General features: G+C 33.3%; 25 protein-coding genes and 3 pseudogenes. 20 read left to right on the forward strand and 8 right to left on the reverse strand.

Translation table 11 applies throughout. From position 1 onward, the window contains the following. A complete protein-coding gene (locus F5ESL0225_RS00725) occupies positions 1-783 on the forward strand; it encodes an ABC transporter ATP-binding protein (protein ID WP_122024363.1) in 783 nt (260 codons plus the stop codon). Continuing rightward, positions 784-1,494, forward strand: coding sequence for an ABC transporter ATP-binding protein (locus F5ESL0225_RS00730; protein ID WP_122047665.1), 711 nt, complete (start codon positions 784-786; stop codon positions 1,492-1,494). Between the two features lie 58 nt (positions 1,495-1,552). Here F5ESL0225_RS00730 and F5ESL0225_RS00735 read toward each other — a convergent pair whose 3' ends face one another. Both F5ESL0225_RS00735 and F5ESL0225_RS00740 read right to left on the reverse strand, forming a co-directional pair. Then, complete coding sequence (locus F5ESL0225_RS00735) at positions 1,553-2,197, reverse strand: histidine phosphatase family protein (protein WP_122021194.1); 645 nt, start codon at positions 2,195-2,197, stop codon at positions 1,553-1,555. A 22-nt stretch (positions 2,198-2,219) separates the two neighbouring features. Further along, positions 2,220-2,852 (reverse strand): matrixin family metalloprotease, encoded by a 633-nt coding sequence (locus F5ESL0225_RS00740; protein ID WP_122024365.1) that lies wholly within the window; start codon positions 2,850-2,852, stop codon positions 2,220-2,222. Positions 2,853-3,029: 177 nt separating this feature from the next. Here F5ESL0225_RS00740 and helD point away from each other — a divergent pair, with 177 nt between their 5' ends. The 11 genes and pseudogenes from helD (at position 3,030) to F5ESL0225_RS00790 (ending at position 12,387) form a co-directional block, all read left to right on the forward strand. Further along, positions 3,030-5,321, forward strand: a complete 2,292-nt coding sequence (gene helD / locus F5ESL0225_RS00745; protein ID WP_122047666.1) for an RNA polymerase recycling motor HelD — start codon at positions 3,030-3,032, stop codon at positions 5,319-5,321. 9 nt (positions 5,322-5,330) lie between these two features. Continuing rightward, positions 5,331-5,780: a GNAT family N-acetyltransferase gene (locus F5ESL0225_RS00750; protein ID WP_122021197.1), complete on the forward strand. Its 450-nt coding sequence runs from the start codon at positions 5,331-5,333 to the stop codon at positions 5,778-5,780. Positions 5,781-5,928: 148 nt separating this feature from the next. Then, positions 5,929-6,843, forward strand: coding sequence for a type I pantothenate kinase (gene coaA / locus F5ESL0225_RS00755; RefSeq protein WP_122047667.1), 915 nt, complete (start codon positions 5,929-5,931; stop codon positions 6,841-6,843). 31 nt (positions 6,844-6,874) lie between these two features. Next, entirely contained in the window at positions 6,875-7,861 is a 987-nt protein-coding gene (locus F5ESL0225_RS00760) for an ornithine cyclodeaminase family protein (protein ID WP_122047668.1), read from the forward strand. 205 nt (positions 7,862-8,066) lie between these two features. Continuing rightward, positions 8,067-8,639 carry an elongation factor P gene (efp, locus tag F5ESL0225_RS00765; RefSeq protein ID WP_122024369.1) on the forward strand — a complete coding sequence of 191 codons (573 nt, stop codon included), beginning with the start codon at positions 8,067-8,069 and terminating at the stop codon, positions 8,637-8,639. Positions 8,640-8,822: 183 nt separating this feature from the next. Further along, positions 8,823-9,329 carry a PTS glucose transporter subunit IIA gene (locus F5ESL0225_RS00770; RefSeq protein ID WP_158592372.1) on the forward strand — a complete coding sequence of 169 codons (507 nt, stop codon included), beginning with the start codon at positions 8,823-8,825 and terminating at the stop codon, positions 9,327-9,329. A gap of 9 nt (positions 9,330-9,338) precedes the next feature. Beyond that, a complete protein-coding gene (locus F5ESL0225_RS00775) occupies positions 9,339-9,593 on the forward strand; it encodes a CAT RNA binding domain-containing protein (RefSeq protein WP_122047670.1) in 255 nt (84 codons plus the stop codon). A 32-nt stretch (positions 9,594-9,625) separates the two neighbouring features. Beyond that, positions 9,626-9,751 (forward strand): annotated as a pseudogene (locus F5ESL0225_RS08535) (PRD domain-containing protein); the annotation flags it as partial. Positions 9,752-9,796: 45 nt separating this feature from the next. Further along, positions 9,797-10,192, forward strand: a complete 396-nt coding sequence (locus F5ESL0225_RS00780) for a PRD domain-containing protein (RefSeq protein ID WP_122047678.1) — start codon at positions 9,797-9,799, stop codon at positions 10,190-10,192. Between the two features lie 3 nt (positions 10,193-10,195). Then, a complete protein-coding gene (locus F5ESL0225_RS00785) occupies positions 10,196-11,608 on the forward strand; it encodes a PTS transporter subunit EIIC (protein WP_122047671.1) in 1,413 nt (470 codons plus the stop codon). Between the two features lie 11 nt (positions 11,609-11,619). Continuing rightward, complete coding sequence (locus tag F5ESL0225_RS00790) at positions 11,620-12,387, forward strand: ChbG/HpnK family deacetylase (protein ID WP_122047672.1); 768 nt, start codon at positions 11,620-11,622, stop codon at positions 12,385-12,387. A 218-nt stretch (positions 12,388-12,605) separates the two neighbouring features. On the opposite strand, the gene F5ESL0225_RS00795 is transcribed toward F5ESL0225_RS00790, so the two are convergent. The 5 genes and pseudogenes from F5ESL0225_RS00795 to F5ESL0225_RS00815 all read right to left on the reverse strand — a co-directional run bounded on the left by F5ESL0225_RS00795 (position 12,606) and on the right by F5ESL0225_RS00815 (position 16,038). Further along, positions 12,606-12,851: a hypothetical protein gene (locus F5ESL0225_RS00795; RefSeq protein WP_122047673.1), complete on the reverse strand. Its 246-nt coding sequence runs from the start codon at positions 12,849-12,851 to the stop codon at positions 12,606-12,608. Positions 12,852-13,061: 210 nt separating this feature from the next. After that, a complete protein-coding gene (locus F5ESL0225_RS00800; protein ID WP_122047674.1) occupies positions 13,062-13,448 on the reverse strand; it encodes a hypothetical protein in 387 nt (128 codons plus the stop codon). A gap of 254 nt (positions 13,449-13,702) precedes the next feature. Further along, entirely contained in the window at positions 13,703-14,668 is a 966-nt protein-coding gene (locus F5ESL0225_RS00805) for an SLAP domain-containing protein (protein ID WP_122047675.1), read from the reverse strand. A gap of 133 nt (positions 14,669-14,801) precedes the next feature. After that, on the reverse strand, positions 14,802-15,428 hold the full coding sequence (locus F5ESL0225_RS00810; protein WP_122047676.1) for a hypothetical protein: 627 nt from the start codon (positions 15,426-15,428) through the stop codon (positions 14,802-14,804). 33 nt (positions 15,429-15,461) lie between these two features. Further along, positions 15,462-16,038, reverse strand: a pseudogene (locus F5ESL0225_RS00815) (hypothetical protein). Positions 16,039-16,460: 422 nt separating this feature from the next. Here F5ESL0225_RS00815 and F5ESL0225_RS00820 point away from each other — a divergent pair. Beyond that, positions 16,461-16,805 carry a hypothetical protein gene (locus tag F5ESL0225_RS00820; RefSeq protein WP_122021222.1) on the forward strand — a complete coding sequence of 115 codons (345 nt, stop codon included), beginning with the start codon at positions 16,461-16,463 and terminating at the stop codon, positions 16,803-16,805. Between the two features lie 64 nt (positions 16,806-16,869). Here the strand turns inward: F5ESL0225_RS00820 and F5ESL0225_RS00825 are convergent, their stop codons facing one another. Then, positions 16,870-17,631: a DeoR/GlpR family DNA-binding transcription regulator gene (locus F5ESL0225_RS00825; protein ID WP_122021223.1), complete on the reverse strand. Its 762-nt coding sequence runs from the start codon at positions 17,629-17,631 to the stop codon at positions 16,870-16,872. 196 nt (positions 17,632-17,827) lie between these two features. On the opposite strand from F5ESL0225_RS00825, the gene ulaG reads away from it, so the two are divergent. From ulaG to F5ESL0225_RS00855, 6 genes and pseudogenes are all read left to right on the forward strand, one after another. After that, a complete protein-coding gene (ulaG, locus tag F5ESL0225_RS00830) occupies positions 17,828-18,901 on the forward strand; it encodes an L-ascorbate 6-phosphate lactonase (RefSeq protein WP_118895739.1) in 1,074 nt (357 codons plus the stop codon). 24 nt (positions 18,902-18,925) lie between these two features. Continuing rightward, positions 18,926-19,402 carry a PTS sugar transporter subunit IIA gene (locus F5ESL0225_RS00835; protein ID WP_122021225.1) on the forward strand — a complete coding sequence of 159 codons (477 nt, stop codon included), beginning with the start codon at positions 18,926-18,928 and terminating at the stop codon, positions 19,400-19,402. A 2-nt stretch (positions 19,403-19,404) separates the two neighbouring features. Further along, the gene (locus F5ESL0225_RS00840) at positions 19,405-20,895 is read left to right on the forward strand and encodes a PTS ascorbate transporter subunit IIC (protein WP_122021226.1); all 1,491 of its coding nucleotides are present in this window, start codon (positions 19,405-19,407) and stop codon (positions 20,893-20,895) included. A 15-nt stretch (positions 20,896-20,910) separates the two neighbouring features. Further along, positions 20,911-21,216, forward strand: a complete 306-nt coding sequence (locus tag F5ESL0225_RS00845) for a PTS sugar transporter subunit IIB (protein ID WP_090093892.1) — start codon at positions 20,911-20,913, stop codon at positions 21,214-21,216. 9 nt (positions 21,217-21,225) lie between these two features. Continuing rightward, on the forward strand, positions 21,226-21,864 hold the full coding sequence (locus tag F5ESL0225_RS00850; protein WP_090093891.1) for a 3-dehydro-L-gulonate-6-phosphate decarboxylase: 639 nt from the start codon (positions 21,226-21,228) through the stop codon (positions 21,862-21,864). An 87-nt stretch (positions 21,865-21,951) separates the two neighbouring features. Next, a pseudogene (locus F5ESL0225_RS00855) lies at positions 21,952-22,254 on the forward strand (xylulose 5-phosphate 3-epimerase); the annotation flags it as partial.

Raw genomic sequence — 22,254 nt, forward strand, 5'->3', positions numbered from 1 at the left:
ATGGAACACTTATTGCAAGTTGAGCATGTGGTTCGTAAATTTGGCGGATTAACAGCTGTTGATGATGTATCGCTTTATCTGAATGAACATGAATTGGTTGCTCTAATTGGACCTAATGGTGCCGGTAAGACCACCTTATTTAATTTATTGACGGGCATGGTTCCAGCAACTAGTGGCGTTATAGATTTACAAACTAATAAGCAAAAATATGATTTGACTCATAAAAATGCAACGCAAATTGCTGATTTAGGCTTGTCGCGTACTTTTCAAAATATTAGACTATTTAAAAATTTATCAGTAATGGAAAATGTTTTAACAGCGATGACTAGTAAGTATAAAGAAGGGTTCATGACAGCTGTTTTACGCTTGCCTAGTTTTTACAGAACCGAACAAGAAATGAAAAGTGAAGCGCATCAATTATTGAAAATTTTTGACTTATCCGCTGAGGAACAAACGTTAGCTAAAAATTTACCTTATGGGATACAACGGCGTCTAGAAATAGTTCGCGCTCTAGCAACACATCCCCAAATTCTCTTTTTAGATGAGCCAGCAGCTGGAATGAATCCAGAAGAAACAGCAGATTTAACCGATTTGATTAAATATATCCAAGAGCAGTTCAAAATTACTGTATTGTTAATTGAACATGATATGTCATTGGTAATGAATTTAGCGCAAAGAATTTATGTGCTTGATCAAGGGAAAGTTTTAGCATCTGGAGAGCCGGCGCAAATTAAAGCAAATCCTCAAGTGATCAAGGCATATTTGGGAGAAGGTGCTGATTAGATGGCAATGTTAGAAGTTCAAAACTTATCTGTAAACTATGGTGTCATTCAAGCTGTTAAAGGAGTTAGCTTTAATATTAATCAAGGTGAAATTGTGACCCTGATTGGGGCAAATGGTGCAGGAAAAACGACAATAGTTAAGACTATTTCTGGTTTGTTAAAGCCCAAAAGTGGGGAAATTATTTATCAAGGAAATGAAATTCACCGTAATAAAGCCCCCCAAATTGTCCAAGCCGGTATTTCACAAGTTGCGGAAGGTCGTCATATTTTTGCTGGCCTGACCGTAATGGAAAATTTACAGCTAGGTGCTTTCTTACAAAAAAATCGCGCCGAAATTGAACATAGTTATGCTGAAATTTTTGAAAAGTTTCCTATTTTGAAAAAAAGACGTAATCAAGATGCAGCAACATTATCTGGTGGCGAGCAGCAGATGTTAGCAATTGGGCGCGCGTTAATGGTTAAGCCTAAGCTACTCTTACTAGATGAACCTTCAATGGGGTTATCCCCTTTGTTTATTCAAAAAATTTTTGCAATTATTAAGGAATTAAATGAAAAAGGAACGACAATTTTATTGATCGAGCAAAATGCTAAGCAAGCTTTAGCGATTGCTGATCGCGGGTATGTTTTGGCTACGGGCACGATTCAGTTGTCTGGAACGGGGCAGGAACTACTTACTAATCCTGAAGTACAAAAAGTTTACTTTGGCGGCTAGTTATTTTTGCAAATAGCCAAATAATCTAAAAAACCAGGGCAATTATGTCCCTGGCTTTTTAGATTTTCATTTTATTATATGAAATAACTTTTTGACTTGAATCAGTCATATGCATGATGGTGATTGATGCGTTGCGTGGTCCGACACTAATATCATAATCCCCAAAGCGTGCGGCAATACTGCGAATTGTAAAACCATGGGTAACCAGCAAAATATTTTCTGCACCATCAAGTTGATGGATTAGTTTAAGGCCCTGATCAAGTCTTGACCAATATTCTTTAGCATTTTCTGCTTCGTGAAAGGGATCAGCTTCTTTAATCCAATCCTTGATGGTGTCAATCGATTCGTTTTTAAAAATGTCATAATGGTTCTGATAGCCATGTGGTCCACCAATCATTTGCCAAGCCATATCTGTATCCATGCCTTCGAAATAGCCATAAAATTGTTCACGAAATAAGGGTGTTGCTAGATGTTGAATTTCGTCGTGATTAATGTTGTGCTTAATAATAAAATCGCAGGTATCATTAGCTCGTTTTAAATCACTAGATAAGGCAATATCAAAGGGGATATTTTTAAGTATTTCACCTGCATGTTCGGCTGTCGCAACACCTGTTTTGGTTAGCGGTGTATCACACCATCCTTGCATTTTATTATAACGATTTATATAAGTTTGACCGTGGCGTATAATGTAGATTCTTTTCATGATTCTTTCCTTGCACTTTTAATTATTTATGATAGAGTTTTTTGGCATTGGCAATATCAATTGGCTCGATGGGATAAAGTGACTGGGTAGGATACATCACTGATTTTTTTATATTGTTATGTTTAAGACCAATTGCATGACCTAATTCGTGCTCAACTGTATTGACAATCCGATCATAATTATAATAGTAATTAGAAAAGTTTTGTAAATAATAGATATTTAAGTTAACAGCTGCTTCATATAGAAAGCCAGTTTTAAGATAATATTGAAAGGTGGTAAAACCGGCATAGTTAGTGTAGGGATGATATACCTGACTAATTGTAATGTCGGCCTTTTTCTTATTTTTAGTTTTACTGAATGTAAAGACTCTAGTTCTATTCCATGCACTAATTGCATCATTAGTGGCAGAAATCATGTCTGGATTATCATTTAAATCGATGTAAACTTTGGCTCTAGGCTTTTGCCAACGCCAGTGATTGCCGGTAACGGCTTTAGTTTTACTATTTTTACTAGTCTGCTTTGACTTTCGCGCATAAACAACCTGGCTATTGCATTTAATAATTGATAAACTTTCATCAAAAATAAAATTGCTCAAAATTATCACAGTCATGAGCGCACAAGTTAATTTGACTAGAAAATAGTTAAAACTTTTCATATTACTCAACTCCAATTTACTTTAAATAAAAAATGCCAATGCTATTAATCAAATTATAAACATAATTAGATTAACTTTCATGATTTTTCATATTTTTTACAAATAAACTAAAGAATTATATATTAATCCGATTTCATGTTAAAATAATATGCAAGTTTTGAGAAAATAGGTGACCTTATGACAAATGCGATGGATGATAAAGAGTTTGAACAAAATCATCTCAAACAAATTTTAAAAATGATTAGAGCCAAAAAGTCTGAATTGTCTTCATCAATAAAATCTGCTGCGGGAGAAGCTAAGGAACTTAATTCTCACTTTTATGATGATGTAAAATTAGATTATGATGGTTATTCTACGTCAATGGAAACAGCCTTGTCTATTCATCAGCAGCAGCAATTGCTTGATGAACGTGAAAATGCTTGGCAACATGCGGCTAAACAGTTGGGAATTGTGCAAAAGCTAGAGAAGCGACCTTATTTTGCGCGCGTAGATTTTAAAGAAAATGGTCAACAATTAGAGACTATTTATATTGGGTTGAGTTCATTTGCAGATAAGGACAACCATTTTTTGATTTATGACTGGCGTGCACCAATTTCTTCAATTTATTATGATGGTAAGTTGGGGCAGGTTTCTTACATGTCACCTGAAGGTGAAATTACAGTTGAAATGAGTAAAAAACGCCAGTTTATGATTGAAGACGGTAAGATTATCAACATGTTTGATACCGATGAATCAATTGGTGATCAGATGCTTTTAGAGGTACTAGGGGAAAAATCTAGTACGCAAATGAAATCAATTGTTACAACAATTCAGCGCGAACAAAACAAAATTATCAGAAATACTAGCGCGGATTTACTTTTTGTTCAAGGAGCAGCTGGTTCAGGTAAAACATCAGCTATTTTACAAAGAATTGCCTATTTGCTATATCGTTATCGTGGTAATTTGAAAAGTAGCGATGTCATTATGTTTAGCCCTAATCAGTTGTTCAATGACTATATTAAAAATGTATTACCCGAAATGGGTGAACAAAATATGGTTCAAATGACCTATTGGCAATTTGTGGCTAGACGCTTACCAGGCATGGAGGTAGAGAATTTATTTGACCAGTTTGAAGATCAGGTTGCTGATTCGGCAATTAGTCGTTTGAAAGATTCGGCGCACTTTTTTAAGCTGATGACTCATTATGCTAAATATCTTAATCAACATGGGGTCGTTTTTAAAAATATCTATTTTCGTAATCAAAAGCGTCCTTTTTTTGATAAAGAAAAAATCGGCGAAATTTATTATTCATTCAACGAAAATTATAATTTAAGTAATCGAATTGACGCAACACGTGAAGAATTAATTAAGCTTCTTAATCGAAAGATTAATACTGAAGCTAAGAAAAATTGGGTGGCCGAAGAAATTCAAAATTTAAGTCGTGAACAATTAATGCAATTATACGATCATCCAGATCAAGAATTTGAATCAGAAGAAAAAGAAGAAAAATTCTTAAGCCGAAAAATTGTAATTAAGTCCTTAAATAAGGTGTTTCAGCAGATTAAGCGCAATAATTTTATTAACATGCGTTTACAATATCTCAATTTCTTACGGGCGGTCCCTAAAATGACTGATTTATCCAAGTGGGGAATTAGTTTAGCCGATTGGTCTAAGCATATTATAAGTGTAAAAGAAAGTTTTACTAAGCATTATATCCATATGAATGATGTTTCAGCATATCTTTACTTATATGATTTGTTAACGGGACGACATGTTGACTATGAAATGCGCTATGCTTTTATTGATGAGATTCAAGACTATACTCCCTTCCAATTATGTTATTTGAAATATAACTTCCCACGGGCCAAATTTACCATGTTGGGTGATCTGAATCAGGCTATTTTTACTAAAGATGAGAGTAGCACTTTGCTGAAACAAATTAGTAATTTATTTGATCCTAAAAAAACCACTGTGGTGCAGTTGACTAAGTCATATCGATCAACCAAACAATTAACGGACTTTACTAAGCAAGTTTTGCGTCAAGGTGAGAAAATTGAATCGTTTAATCGACAAGGACCAAAACCTACTCTGTGGCAAAGGTCAGATAGTGAAGCTATCCATGTCTTAACCGAAATTCTTAAGCAAAATAACATAGATAAACTGACTACGGCAATTATTACGAAAGATTTAGCTAGTGCGCAAGTTGTTGCTCAAAAATTAAAAGCCAATGGAACTAAAGCAGTTTTGATTGCTACAGCCAATCAGCGGTTAGTTGATGGTACGTTAGTCGTTCCATCCTATCTGGCCAAAGGCTTAGAATTTGATGCCGTAATTATGTGGGATGCTTCAAAGGATAATTATCATAAGCTTGATGAAACACAACTAGTTTATACAATAACGTCACGGGCAATGTATAAGCTTGATATTATTTATACGGGTGAAAAAAGTCCCTTGCTCGATGTTGATCAACATACTTATATTGAAAAGTAGGTAGCATAAATGATAGATAGGAAAGATTTTTCATTTAAAAAAATTGCTGATATGTCTGGACGTGAAATGTTCTGTATTGAACGCTTACGCGCAGATACATTTGTTTGTGAACAAAAAATTATTGATCCCGAGCTTGACGATCAGGACCTAGAGGCAATTCATGTTTTTCTTTTGAATCAAAAACAAACTAGGGCATTAGCGGTTTGTCGTATTTTTGTAGAAAATAATAAGTGGATGCTAGGTCGAGTTGCTGTTGATAGTAATTTACGTGGGCAACATCTTGGTGCAGAAATGATGGCGCAAGTACATAAATACTTAAGACAAAAGGGGATAAGCCAATTATATTGTCATGCCCAGCTGCAGGCTAAGCCTTTTTATGATTCTTTGGGCTATCAGGCACAAGGTGATGTATTTGATGAAGCTGGTGTAAAACATATTATGATGTATTACAATTTATAAATAAAAACTCGTATATCGATACGAGTTTTTATTTTGGAAAGAAACTATTCTATAAGACTATTCAGTTTTAGTTAATGTTTTAGCCTTTTAGAATGGGGTACTGTTTTTGTTTTATAATAGAATAAAATAAATTTAGGGAAGCATATTAATGAAAAATTATTTACGTTTTAAGCGGGACGAATGGGCGGCATTATCCCCTGAAAGCAAAGTCCAAGTCACACCGGAAGAACTTACAAAAATCAAATCTTTAGGTGACGTTATCAATTTAACTGATGTTCAAGAAATTTATAGTACATTGGTTTCATATCTTTATTTAATGTATCAAGAAAAATGTTCCTTACAGCAAAAGCAACGGGAATTTTTATTGCAAAAGGTGGATGCTGCACCGTTTATTATTGGTATTTCTGGATCAGTTGCGGTTGGTAAATCCACTATAGCTCGCCTTTTACAGATACTCTTAAGCCGAACGTATCCTAGTTTAAAGGTGCACTTAATGACGACAGATGGCTTTATTTACTCTAATCGCGAATTAAAAAGACGTAATTTGTTTGAACGCAAGGGTTTTCCCGAAAGCTATGATATGAACCTACTTAGTGATTTTCTGCAAGATGTATTAGGTGGAAAAAAGGAAATAGCTTACCCATTGTATTCGCAAGAGTTAAGTGATATTGTTCCAGGTAAGTATGGTCATGTAAAACGACCTAATATTCTGATTATTGAAGGTATTAATACTTTGCAATTACCAACTAATGGTCAAATTGTAACCAGTGATTTTTTCGACTTTTCGATTTATGTTGATGCACAAGAAGAATTAATTGAAAAATGGTTTATGCAGAGGTTTATTCGGGTGTTAGAACTCAATAAAAATAATCCAGATAATTTTTATTACAAAATGGCCAACGGTCCACGGCAAGATGCTTTGCAACTGGCACAAGATACATGGCAGATGGTCAATTTGGTTAATTTGCGCGAATATATAGCTCCGACTAAACAGCGTGCAGGCTTGATTTTACATAAAACTGCTGGTCACATTATTGATCAAATTTATCTTAAACAAATCTAGCTTATAAAGTTTAATTATCAAGGAGAATATAATGTTAATTTTGACAAAAAATGATATTGAAATGTGTTATTCAATAAAAGATTGTATCAGTGCAGTACAGGATGCCTTTGAATATTTTTCTGCAGGCAAGGTTGATGTTCCCCTAAGAACCCAAATTGTTAAAAGCAACGGTAAAGATAGTTTTTTATGTATGCCAGCTTTTTGTGAAGCATATAATGCTGCTTGTGTAAAAGTTCTGAACATGTTTCCCGAAAATATTAATAAGGGTAGATCATCGATAAATGCCCAAGTATTAAATATTGATACTCAAACTGGTGAAATTAATGCAATTTTGGATGGTAATTATGTGACACAATTACGAACGGGCGCTGCATCTGGTGTGGCTCTAAAATACCTTGCTAAAAAAGATTGCCATAAGGGAGCCTTAATTGGGACGGGTGGTCAAGCTGCTACGCAGTTAGAAGCAATGTTGCTTATTTGCAAGCCAGCGTTAGTTCAAGTTAGTGATTTAGATTTTGCAAGAGCAACAAGATTTGCACAAGAAATGCAGCAAAAATTTGCTAAATATCAGACTAAAATTATGGCGGTTGAATCAGCTAATACTGCAATTAAAGATGCTGATGTTATTATTTCAGTGACGCCTTCAACTACACCGGTTTATGATGCTAGCTATATTAAAGCAGGCACAACTATTTGCGGTGTAGGTTCTTATCAGCCACAGATGGAGGAAACTCCAGCGGAGTTAGTAACTAGGGCTGATAAAATTTATTTTGATTCGCAAGCGGCAGTTTTAGCTGAATCTGGTGACTTGATTATTCCTTTAAATAAGGGGTTAATTTCGCAAGCCAAGCTTACTGGCGAAATCGGTCGTGTAATTAGTGGCGAACTTGTAGGACGTGAAAATGATCAAGAAGTAATTTTCTTTGAAACAGTAGGAATAGCTGCGCAAGATTTAATGACGGCTAAAACAATTTATCAAAAAGCTGTTGAGCAAAAAATTGGTAGTAAGCAAAATTGATTATATTAAAGAAGTAAAAATAGTAAAAAGTAAAGTAGTTAATGTCTGCCATAATTTAACTATTTTTGTAGCGAGAAGGACAAGTTTGCTATAATTAATTAGATGAATAAGATTTATTTATGATTGATTAAAAAACTTATATTGCCTCCAGCGAGGACTTAGTTATTTTTAGTCATTTCTAATTAAGCATTTAAGGAGTAAAAAATTGGTACAGGCAATTAATTTGAAAAAGGGTATGGTTTTTAATCAGGATGGTAAGTTGATACGGGTCTTAAAAGCTAACCATCACAAACCAGGTAAAGGAAATACCGTTATGCAAATGGATTTGCGTAATATTGAAAGTGGAGCAGTAGTTCATAAAACAATGCGACCGACGGAAAAGGTTGAACTAATTGATATTACTAAAAAAAATGCCCAGTTTTTGTATAATGAAGGGGATACTTATACCTTTATGGATTCAGAAACTTACGAACAGTATGAAGTTACTAGTGAAAAATTGGGTGACGACAAGCTTTACTTAATTCCTAATATTCAAGTGCAACTTGAATTTGCTAACGATAGTAACCTTCTAGGGGTCGAACTTCCAGCAACAGTAGTAATGAAAGTAGTGCATACAGAACCTGGAATTAAGGGTGCCACAGTCACTGGTACAGGTAAACCAGCAACTATGGAAACTGGTCTAGTTGTGCAAGTTCCTGATTTTATTAAAGATGGAGAAGAATTGGTAATTAATACGGCTGAAGGTGTATATAAGTCAAGAGCTGAAGTTGGAAAATAATCTTTGATATAGATTGGTTATTTTAATAATAGCGCTTGCATAAAATAATATTTTGGGTATAATTATATATATAAAATATTAAAAATGGATTATTACTCTTTGAGGCATTACCATTAGATGAAGTACTTCGTGTGCTTCCTAATTAGTAGTGTTTTAAAGAGTTTTTTGTTTTGGAGGAAAATTTTGTTTAAATTTTTAAAGAAAAAAAAGCGAGAATTTAAAATAACAGCACCGGCTTCGGGGACCTTAATCAACCTTTGCGATGTGCCTGATCCTGTTTTTTCACAAAAACTAATGGGTGATGGTTTCGCAGTTAAATTGAATAAAGATGAGGAAATTATTCATGCTCCGATAGAGGCAAAAGTTGTCTCCTTACCTGAAAGTAAGCATGCAGTTGGATTAGTTACTGCTGATGGTGATGAAATATTGCTTCATATTGGAATTGATACGGTCAATTTAAAAGGGCAAGGGTTTACGGCTAAGGTTAGACAAGGTGACAAAGTTAAGCAGGGGCAAGCACTTATTAGGTTAGATCGTGATATTTTAGCTAAAGAAAAAGCAGATTTAACAACGATGGTTATTTTAACTAAGCTAGATTCTAATCATCAAAATTGGGATTTTGTTAAAGAATTTGGTGACCAAATAACTGAACAAGATGAAGAATTAGGCAATAACATTTATGTAATTTAGGGGACGCTAATGCAAGTTATTAAAAAAATTAATAATAACGTGGCAATTTGCTTAGATCAAAATCATGATGAATTGGTAGCATTTGGTAGAGGAATAGGTTTTCCAAAAATTCCATATGAATTAACCGACCTGAGCAAAATAAGAATGACTTTTTATCGTATTGATACATACAATTTCAAGTTGATGAAAGAAATTCCTGAAAATATTTTAGATGTAAGTGCGGAAATTATTAAAAAGCTCAAGCTGTACTTAAACATGATCTGAATCAAAATATTCTTTTTAGTTTAGCTGATCATATCAATTTTGCTATTAAGCGTTCAAAAAATAATATTAAAGTTAACTACCCTTTTTCTTACGACATTCGTTCATTTTACCCTAAGGAATATCAAATAGGGGAACTAGCTTTAAAGTTAATCAAAAACAAGTTAGATATTCAGTTACCGCTAGAAGAAAAAATTGCAATTGCTATGCACTTTATTAATTCACAAGTAGTGACTACATTACAGTTAAGCGAATCAAGCTTCAACTCCATTGCTGAATTAGCAATTAAAGAAGTTGAAAAACAATTTGATTTAAAAATTGATTGCAATGACTTTATTTATAACAGGTTTGTGACACATTTAAGATATTATTTGAAGCGGCTTGAAAGCAATGAACAAATTAATGATGGATCAAGCAAACTAATTAGAACTAGTTTTAAGCAAAATTATCCCAAAGTTTGCCAATGTACGATAGATATTGTTAATCAAATTGATAAGCAATTAAATACAGTTAGTACCGATGATGAGGTCTTTTATTTAATGATTTATGTTCAGAGAATGATTTCACAGACAAGTCAGAATGAAGGAGAAAAAAATGAGTAAAAAATGAGTAAAAATTACCAAGATATGGCGCAACAAATTGTGCAAAAAGTTGGAGGAAAAACTAATGTAGTCAGTGTAACTCATTGTATGACTAGATTACGCTTTAACCTAAAAGATATGAGTATTCCCAAAGATACTGAAATTAAAAACATTGTTGGTGTACTTGGTGTAGCACGTTCAGGTGGGCAGTATCAGATTATTGTAGGTCAGACAGTTAATGAAGTTTATGATGCAGTTGTAGCTACTGGCAATTTGACTGAAGCAGCACCTATTAACGAAAACGTTGAGCAAACAAATAAAATGCATGAAAAGATGACTTTGAAATCTGTTGGTAATACTGTTCTAAATAAGATTTCAGGTAGTTTAACGCCGCTAATTCCAATGTTGATTGCAGCATCAATGTTTAAAATGCTTGTAGCTGTCTTAGGCCCCACAATGCTAAATGTGATTTCGGTGCACAGCGACTTGTATCAACTATTTACTTTTGTTGGTGACGCAGGTTTTTATTTCTTTCCTGTAGCTATTGGTTATACAGCGGCAAAGCAATTTAATACTTCACCAATTTTGGGAATTTTTCTAGGTGCAATCATGCTTGATCCGGGATTGGTAAAAATAGTTGCTGCAGGTAAACCATTTACTGTTTACGGCTTACCTATGCATTTAACTGATTATGGTAGTACAGTTGTGCCAATTTTGCTATCAGTTTGGATTATGTCATATATTGAACGCTTTTTTAATAGGCATATAACTGCTTCTCTACGGACAATTTTTGCACCTACTTTGACGATAGCGATTATGTTGCCACTTTCTTTATGTATATTGGGACCTTTAGGTGGATTCTTAGGTGAATATGTTTCTAAAGGAATAATCTCATTTGGTCAGCTTGGTGGATTAGCTGCTATTATGGGGGTTGGATTAATTGGCGCGTTTTGGGAAGTATTAGTAATGACGGGGATGCACTTAGTAATGATCAGTGCAATGATTACAATTATTGCCCAAACTGGACACGATAACTTTATTATCTTAGGTTCACTTGCTACAAGTTTTGCAGTTGCTGGTATGAGTTTAGGAGCTACTTTACGCTTAAAAGATAAGAAAGAAAAGTCTCAGGCATTCAGTTATTTTATTGCAAATATCATTGGTGGAGTTACAGAGCCCGGGTTATATGGTTTAGGAATTAAATATCGCAGACCGTTTATTGGCATGATGATTGGTGATTTTGCAGGTGGTATTTATGCAGCAATTATGCACGTGTCAGGGTATGTAGTTGTTCCTGTAGCTAACTTTATGGCGCTAACATGTTATGTTGGTGGCTCTGCTACTAATTTTATTAATGGTGTGATTAGTGGTGTAATTGCATTGTTAGTTGCGGCAATTGTAACCTATGCTATTGGTGTTGAACCAAAGAAAAAATAAAAGGAGAAAGAATGATGCATAATCTGATAATTAGAGCCGATGATCTTGGCTATTCTAAAGGTGTTAACTATGGTATCTATGAAAGTATTAAGAATGGCGTAATTAATAATGTAGGTGTAATGGTTAATATGAAAGACACACTACATGGTTTAGATTTACTAAAAGATTTTGATTTCGATATTGGGATGCATACTGTAATTTGTGCAGGTAGGCCACTTACTGATCCTAAATTAATTCCCAGTCTTGTAACAGAGGATGGATACTTTAAACCTTCTAGAGTATATCGTCAATCTAAGCATGATTTAGTTAATCTAGATGAAGTCGTTATTGAAATTGAAGCACAATATAAATTTTTTAAAAAAATTGTTGGCAAAAAACCTGATTACTTTGAAGCTCATGCAGTATATAGTGAAAATTTGCTAAAAGGATTAGAAATTGTTGCCAATAAATATGATCTACCGTTATTACCATTTGATTTAAACTTGAATCCGGTTAAATTTAAAAAAGAAACAACTATCATTAGCTATATGGACAGTATGAAACCTAACTATGATCCATATAAAACATTTAACAACACAGTAAAATTTGCTTTCAATTCGTCACCGAATTATGTGCCAATGATGGTGTGTCATCCTGGCTTTTTGGATCAAAGTATTCTGCAACAATCTAGTTTGACCTTGCCACGTACTCAAGAAGTAGATTTTTTGTGCGATGCACAAGTCCGTAATCAAATATACCAAAAAGATATCCATTTAGTTCGTTACTCAGAATTAAGTTAGAAAACATAAAAATAGCATAAATATGTCATGAGTAGATCTTTAGTAGAGATCAAGAAATTATTCGACTAAGAATTACACTTGATTAAAAACTATTGGATTAAGCACAGCAATTGTAGCTGATGAACTTAAAAAAATTTTCGTTACTTTTAATTTAAAAACGAAAAAACCACCAAAAATCTTGGTGGTCAAAATTTTTTTAAAAATGATACTTACGTTACTTATTTATATTCTCTAAAAAAATATTTAATAATCTTTTGATAAACCATTTCAAAAATAAAAATAATTACAAAAAAATACGTAAAACTTATTATACTATTTGAAAACCCACTAAAGATATTTATACTATGAATTAACATCAATATTTTAGCATCAAATTTATTTAGCAATGCAACAATTAATATAGTACAAATAATATGTATAAATATAAAGTATTTAATTTTTTTAGATTTATTTTTATCTTTCATTGGGTATACTCCGAATCTCTTTACATAATATTAAAATTGTCTTTATTGCTAATTTTAGTTAATTGCTTAACCTATATTACTGAATTTTAGCTAAATTTCTTTACTACTGTCGGTATTTACCCAAGCAGTATTTAAAAGCAATCCTAAATAAAATAAGCTAAAAGCATTGTTTTAATTATGTTTTTGGCATGTAGCATATGTTTACATGATTTACTTTTTTGTAAAATAAAGTTTATCTACTTTCCAATAGATGCTATTTTCTTTTTTCATATCAACCCCGATTGCTTTACCTTTAATTTCTGTACCATACCAATAAATATTTTTACTTCCACCTTGGTAATCGGAAGTGTTTTTGCAAGAATCTTTCTTGTTAAGGTGAACTAAAAAAGAATAGATTCTTTTATCACTTGATACCGCTCTCATTTGTTTGGTATCATGATTTTTAATCATTGTATTAATTTGATAATCTAATTCATAAGGAATATAAGATCCTGAATAAAAAAGGTAAGGGATATAACTTCCTAGTAATATGATATAACTTCCTAGTAATATAATTAATACAAGCACAATGTAAGTTAGTTTATGATTATTATTCATTAGAATACCGCCAGTTAGTAAACACTATTTTTATAAAAAAGTTAACCTATACAAATATTATACAATAAAAATTAGTTTATACATTTAGTGAATAAAATAAAAACTACTTTAAGCATTAAGGACAAGTTGATACTTGAACTTGAAAAGGCATTATCATAATTGGCAAAAAAGTTGCTGGTATCGTAATTAAAATAGCAAGTAAAAAAAGCAGTTAAGAATAACTCTTAACTGCTTTTTATTTAACTTAGATTAAATTAGTTATTTACTTTTAAATTATTACCGCCCAATATGATCTTTGTATCAGAAATTTTTATGTAGCATTCATTACTCCTCTTTTGACCAATATCTAAATATTGATCGGCCACCCGATAAAATGGCACAGCTTTACCTGTAGTTTCATCAGTAATATCAATCATAGAAGTTACTGTAATACTACCTCCTTTATGATAGTTTGGCCTATTATCTTTCTCTATTACTTTTTCGCCCTTTGCGTTATATAAATATCCATCATTAACAAACAATACATCAGTATAGTTAGTATACCTAGGTAAAGGCTGTCTAATTTTTTTAACACTATATTTATTAATAAAATCATTAGTCCCCTTTATCCGATAAAGATTAGTGCCTCCATTGTATCCGTCACCTTTTTCAGTAAGATCAAAAATATTTGCTTGTTTATCTAAGGTAACCTTCTGTCCTAAGTTTAATTGTTTTGAAGTTTTGTTTCCTTGGCTATCATAAAGAACTACACTTTTTCCAATCAATTGCGTTGCAGTAGTTGTCGCTTCATTGGTATAAAGTTCGTTACCATTAATCTTATCAACATTTATTGCTTTCACATAACCACCATGACTAATGCTGTAATATTCCTGCCCTCTAATTGTCTTATATGGTAGATAGTACCAGTTCCACTCATTGTCAGGGAATGAGTACCGTTTAATATCCGGATTATCGATTGCTTTGACCTGAGCGGCATACTTAACTGTCGCCCCTTTTTTAAGTAAGCCATTACTTCCCTGGTAAGAGTACAATTTTTGACCTTTTTTATTATAAATACGGGTATTGTGGTTTAATGTTAAGGTACTGGCTGTTGCAATTTTATTTTGCGTTTGGTCAGTAGTTTGTGCTGCATGAGCTTGATTAAGACTAGTGGTAATTACTGGAACGGTGGCCAAAGCAACTGCAGCTAAACTAGCTATTAATTTTTTGCTTTTTTTCATTTTTTATACCTCATAATAAAAAAGAAATAATATATTTACTAAATTATAGTTTATACTTCAAAGTAATAAGTTTCTACTATGCGACCAAACAAAAAAGTGAGTAAAAATATCTACTCACTCTTCTTGTAATTCGCTAATAAGCCCCCGGATACTTACCAATTAGAAGTACCGGTGTTTCTGATATGTCTCTATGCTTTAAATAACGTTTTAATTGTTTAATTGAAGTATCAGCTATTTGCTTATTCTTACCAGTTAACTCGCTAGCTAATGTTTGCGCTTGCTCTAATAAAGCTGAAGTAGGTTTACTATTATCTTTAGCAACCATTACTCTTAGTTCAGCATTAATTAGTGGTTGTAAGTCCGTATTAAATAGGTTTTTGTTATAAATACCATCCACATAATTGGTATAACCTTTATATTTTCCATCCTTAGAAATTAAATCAACGGAAATGCTGTTTTTAATGATTGTCAGCTTTCTGACCTTAAATAGTGTATGATTCTTAACAAGCTTCTTTAATACCTTTCGGCTGTATGATTTACCACCCTTGGCTGTTGTATTCTTATATAATGCACCTTTACCAGCATGAGGTAATACAAAAACATACCCTGCTTTAGCTAACCTCTTAGTCCAAGCTTTATTAGTTACACGCTTAGGTTTTTCTATTTGCGCAGCTTGGACTGTAGTATTACTTGTGGTAGCCAACAGTTGTCCCATCGATACTATCGTTAAAACAACCAAGACTTTAACTATTTTTTTCATATGCTTTTCTCACTAATACCATTGATGTGCTTGTCAAAATTGTTTGGCTTTTTTCCATGAACCATACCGATTTTTGACATATCTATCTGCAATTTTTTTCTTGATTTACTTTACTATAATCTCCATTAAGGTAAGACTTAGTTAATTGAAAACGCCCATAGTACTGACCATTGACTGCTGTATAACTATAGGTTGATTCATTATAAGCAATCCATACTTTTGCCGATCTATTTGCACTACTTAAATTATCATAATACTTACTTTTTATACTTGCTGGAACATTAGCATACGGGTTACCAACAGGATTACGACCATAAGATCGTAAAAGATCATTGCCAAAATCTAAAATGGTATTGTCGTTAACTGTACCTTCACTATAATCAGCAGCATTTTCAACATTTTGTGGTAAGTAAATTGGTGTCCCACTAGGGATTGGTGTATCAGGATCGAGATTATTATTAAGTTGCTCAACTACTGATAACTCAAGATTATTATTTTTAGCAATTTGTCTTAATGATTGATTATCTTGATTAGCAACCGGAGCTATATCATTCTTAGAAATCGAAGACAATGCTGTCGACTCTGCTGACGCAGTACTAGTGGTCAGCATCATGAATGCTAGCACTGTTGCTAAACATAATTGCAGAAGAACCTACGCATAAAAATTTTTAAAATTTTATGTATATTCCTCATTTTCTGAAAATTATGTAATCTTTCTTAAAGTATTATAACATATTTTAAAAATATTGTATTATAAATTTTAAAATATACCACTGCCAACTTAATATAATGTGTATAATTCTGAAGTAGCTCCAAATGACGGCTGCATAAGGCTGAAAAACGTTCGTTAAAATAGCTTGTGAATTTTACCCCGTATAGTAAAAGAAAAGATGGTCAGTTCAGTCTTTCCTTTTTTTACTGAACTCTGCTAATCTTGGGACGAAAGACCTCCAATTAAATTTTAGCTAATACCTAAAATAAAAAATTTACCAGCTTTATTATTCCTAGTATAATAAATATAGAGGTGAGATTATGGAAATTGGACCACTGTCAGAGTGGGTTACTGCAATTGCTGAAATTGCTGCAGTTTGTGTTGCGTTATTTTTACCGTATTTTGAAAAAGTTCGTGAAAAGCGAAAAAATAATCGCAATATGAAACTTATCTTCAAAAAATTAATTGAAGGTTCTTTAAGAGATAATAATACTAAAAGTTTAGAATCATATTTTAAAATTGCTTATTTAGCCAGCGATGATGAGAATGATCAGCAATTACTTTCGGTTGTTCAGCATGCAATTGAAATTATTAAAGATGATAAAATGTCATCAAGTCAAAAGAATGATGCTATTCAAGAAATATTAGCGTTTTTAAGTGAATAATAGCTATTTAATAATCAAATTGAAAAACGAGCATAAAAAGGTAAGACTTTTTATGCTCGTTTTTTTATAGTTTAACTTGAATTACTTGCACCCCTGCCTTAATAAATTTTTCTATTGTTTTTTTAGGTGTAAAAGTATCGGTAATCAATAAATCAATATCTGATATCTGTCCAATTGTAAAATTAGAAAATTGATTAAATTTACTATAATCTGCAACAACAATCAGCTTTTTAGCTTGCTTAATAATAGCTTTATTGACCTTTGCTTCTTCCATAAATGGCGTAGAAATACCACGAGTTAAGCTTATTCCAGCACAACCAATTATTGCCCAATCCGCATAAATTTTCAAAAAGGCATCCACGGCCCATTCACCACTCATAATCAGTTTGCGGCTGATATTACCACCGCTTAAGATTATTTTACTATTACTTTTTCGAATATCTAAGTTTCCAGCATAGCCGTTGTTAGTCAAAATATTAACATCTTTTTTAAGTAAATAAGGAATTGCTTCAAAGGCAGTTGTGCTTGAATTAATAAAAATCCAACTATGTTTTTCAATATGGGCTGCAGCTTCTTTGCCAAGGCATTGTTTGATATAACTGACTGAATCTGTTAATGGTATTTCTTCTGGCTTAACTAAAGTTATCAGTCCTTTGTCTTGTATAACTTTACCTTGATTAGCAAGATAACTACAATCCCTGCGCATGGTCATTATTGAAACATTTAATTTATCGCTAAGTGCATTAAGAGAAAGCGTCTTTTGATGATTGAGCAAATTAATAATTTGTTTTCGTCTATTTTTTATTTCTTGATATGAATTTTTCATTAGCAGATTTCCTCAATAAATTTTTTATCGCTCTATTTTTATCATAAAATATGAAAAAATATCAATATTAACGACTTTTATTTGAAAAAATATCATAAAAAAAGATAAATATCATAAAATACGATTGAAAGCGATACCAATAAACAATATAATTTACCGTGAAAACAAACCAAGATTGTCTTACAGGAGGAACAAAATGGCTCAACCTAAAAATATTAATGATGTTACACCAGCTGTATTTGCGGAAAATAATTTTCCTGAATGGGGAACTTTCTTAAACGAACAAATTGCAAATAAAGAGGTACCAGAAAAATCTTTTGCAATTTGGTGGTTAGGCTGCATGGGAACATGGCTAAAAACACATGAGGGTACCAATGTTGCTATTGACATGTGGAATGGTACTGGTAAACACACACATGGTGATGGCAAAATGCGTCAGGGTCATCAAATGATGAGAATGACTGGTGCAGAGACTATGCAACCCAATATGCGTAATAAACCTTATGTAATTGACCCATTTGCAATTAAAGATTTAGATGCGCTTTGCGTTACACATACCCACCATGATCATTTAGATATCTATACTGCTGCTTGTGTTAATAAATACTGTCCCAATGCAAAATTTATCGGCCCACAAGGGGTAGCAGATGAATGGATTGACTGGGGTATTCCTAAAGAAAAAATTACTGTTGTTAAGCCAGGAGATGAAGTTAAAGTTGGCGCAGCAACAATAAAAGCTTTGGAAGCTTTTGATCGTACCGAATTAGTTACTGAGGATGACCCTAATGTAAAATTAGCGGGCACCATGCCGATTGAAATGGATAAGGTAGCGGTTAACTATTTAGTTAAAACATCAGGTGGAAATTTATACCATTCTGGTGACTCCCATTATTCTAACACTTTTGTTAAACATGGTAATGAAAATAAAATTGATGTTGCCTTATGTGCTTATGGCGAAAATCCGCGTGGTATCACAGATAAGTTAGATGATTCACAAGTTTTACGGATGGCTGAAGCGTTGAATACCCAAGTTATTATTCCAATGCACTATGATATTTGGTCTAATTTTTATAGTGATCCTAAAGATATTTTAGCTTTATGGGAGAGAAAGCGATATCGTTTGCAATACGGATTTAAACCTTATATTTGGCAAGTAGGCGGTGAATTTAATTTCCCACAAGATAAAGATAAATATGAATATATGTATGATCGCGGCTTTCATGATGCATTCAAAAATGATCCTGACTTGCCATTCCCTGAATTATTATAATTGTATTAATGGTAGGAGAAAATCATGCTACCTTATTTTTTAGAAAATAATCTAATCAATATTAGTTCACAGCATCCTAAAGACTGGCAAGAAGCGATTCGAATTTCCGGGGAAATAATGAAAAAGAATAATCTGGTAACCGATAAATATATTGACCAGGTAATTGCTGATATCAAACAATATGGTCCATATATTGTTATCGTACCTGGAGTTGCTATGCCACATTCACAAGCAGACAGTTTGGATGTTCTAGGAACCGGAATTGGGTTAACAATATTCCCCGAAAAAGTTTCCTTCGATCATAATGATTCTGAAAAAGATGCACAATTATTTTTTATGTTAGCAGCAAAAGATAATGCAACACATATGAAAAATATTGCTAATCTATCTAATCTGCTAATGGAAGAAGGAATGATTGAAGATTTGTGTCAGGTAAAAAATTTAGCAGATTATCGCAAAGTTATTCAAAAACATGATTCAAGTAAAGAAAAGAGCAAATAAAAATGCAGAATATTTTGAATGCTTTATTGGCTGTTTGGAGCTATTTTGCTACTAATATTTTAAATCAGCCAGCCTTTATGATAGGTTTTATTGTTCTAATTGGTTATATTTTAGAACATAAAAAATGGTATGACGTTTTGTCAGGCTTTTTGAAAGCAACTGTCGGTTACTTTATTTTGGTAGCTGGTTCAGGTGGACTAGTTAATACTTTTAGGCCAATTCTAGTTGGCTTAAAGGCACGCTTTCATTTAAATGCGATGATAATTGATCCATATTTTGGACAAAATGCGGTTAATGCAGGAATTATGCAACGCTTTGGGCGCTCGTTTGCTGATACTATGTTATTGCTATTATTTGCATATGTAATTAATATTTTGTTGGTTAAATTTTCAAAATATACAAAATTACGGGCGGTCTTTACCACGGGTAATGTCCAAGTCCAGCAAGCAGCAACTGCTTTTTGGTTAATTCTATTTTGTTTTCCAAGTTTAAATCGATTATCTATTTTAGCTATTATGAGTCTGATTTTAGGTTTATATTGGGCCGTTGGTTCTAATTTGACTGTTGGCATTACGCAAGAGTTGACGGAAGGTGCTGGATTTGCTGTTGCGCATCAGCAAATGTTTGGTATTTATTTCTTTGCAAAAATTTCAGAAATAATTGAAAAACACTCAATCAAAACTAATAAAAATAAAAGTAAGCGCTTAGAAGATATCAAATTGCCGAGCTTTATGTCTATTTTTAACGATAATATGGTTTCCACTTCAATCTTAATGTTAATCTTCATTGGTGCAATTTTAGTTGTTTTAGGACCTGATTATCTAATTAAGGCGCATTTTATGCAAAAAGGGCAAAGTTTTCTTTTTTATACTTTACAGACCGCCCTGCAATTTTCTGTTTACTTAGCAATTTTACAGTTGGGAGTTAGGACTTTTGTTAATGAATTAACGGAATCCTTTACAGGAATTTCTGATCGTTGGTTGCCAGGTGCAGTTCCAGGAATTGATGTGGCTGCAACCTTGGGCTTTGGTTCACAGAATGCGCAAACAATTGGCTTTATGTTCGGTGCTTTAGGTCAATTTACTATGATTATTTTATTATTGTTGTTCCACTCGCCAACCTTAGTTATTGCAGGATTTATTCCTTTATTCTTTGATAACGCTGTAATTGGCTTATATTCAAATAATCGAGGGGGCTATAAGTGTGCCATGATTATGCCCTTTATTTCTGGTTTGATTCAAGTGGCTGGGTCGGCACTGATAGCAACTTGGATTGGTATGGCCAAATATGGTGGTTATCTTGGAATGTTTGATTGGGCAACGGTTTGGCCATTCTTTACAGTTATTATGAAATATCTAGGTTTGATAGGTGTAGTTGTGATTATTTTGTTGTTGTTGGCTATTCCGCAATTGCAATATCGGGCCGATCCAGAAGGGTACTTCTTAATTACTGAGGATTATTCCGCATGGCAAAATTTAAATAAAAAAGATTAGAAAGAAAGGTATAGTATGAAAATTTTAACGGCATGTGCCAACGGTTCAGGTACTAGTTTGATGTTAATGAGAACTGTCAAGAAAACATTGGAAAAGTTGGGGTATCAAATTACACAGGCTGATCATACGTCTGTTTCTGAAGCTAAGGGAATCGCTCGCAACTATGATGTGGTATTTACTTCAGTTCCTTTCATTAATATGTTTGATGAAGTAAAAAAACGTGGTGGTGAAGTAATTGGTATCAAGAATGTTATTTCTGCTGCTGAGGTTGAAGAAAAAATAAAGGCTTCAGCTATTCCTACTAAGTTTAAGAAGAATTAGGAGGTAATTATGGATTTACCAAAATTACAAGTGGCTTTAGATTGTGATAATACTGCTCAAGCAATTAATGTTTTACGCCAAGTAAAAGATGAAATTGATGTCGTTGAAACTGGTACAATTTTAATTTATCGCGATGGTTTAAGTGCAGTTTCTGCTTTGCGAGCAATGGCTCCTGAAAAAATTGTATTAGCTGATGTTAAGTGTGCTGACGCTGGGACTAAGTGTGGTCAGTCATGCAAGCAAGCTGGTGCAGATTGGATGACGTGCATTAATGCGGCCACAGTACCAACTATGAGCAATGCACAAAAAGAAATTGAAGTCCAAGTGGAGTTATATGAAGGTTGGGAAGACGAAAATAGAATGCAAGAATGGCTTGATCATGGCATTCATCAAGTTGTCTACCACCAAAGTCGTGATGCTAAATTTGCAGGACAAAAGTGGTCTGAAAAAGATGTTGCTAATGTTAAAAATTTAATCAAGCTGGGCTTTAAAGTTTCAGTTACTGGTGGTGTTCATCCAGAAGTACTACAGCTATTTGCAGGAGTACCAGTTTATACATTTATTGCTGGACGTGATATTAGAGAAGCTGCCGATCCACATGAACAAGCCAAAAAATTTAAGGATGAAATTAATAAAATTTGGGGTTAATTTAGTAAAAAAGGAGGGTGTTAACGGCGATATTCGTTAACACCCTTTTTAATTTAAGCAAGTTAAAAAAGGAGTTGAATGTGCATCATGACAACTAATGCACTCGGAATTTACGAAAAAGCTTTACCACAAAATCTATCCTGGCGGGAAACGTTTGAATTAACACATGACTTAGGTTTTAATTTTTTAGAATTTTCGATTGATGAAAGTGATCAACGATTGGCGCGGCTTGATTGGACACGCCAGCAACGCCAGGAATTTCATGACCTAATGTGGGCTACTAAGACACGCATTAATAACTTAATGCTCTCTGGTCACCGCCGCTTTCCTTTGGGCTCAGCCGACCCCCAAATTCGCCAGCAGGCATTAACGATGATGCAAAAGGCAATT

The organism is Lactobacillus sp. ESL0225, from assembly GCF_003692905.1.
Lineage (GTDB): Bacteria > Bacillota > Bacilli > Lactobacillales > Lactobacillaceae > Lactobacillus > Lactobacillus bombicola.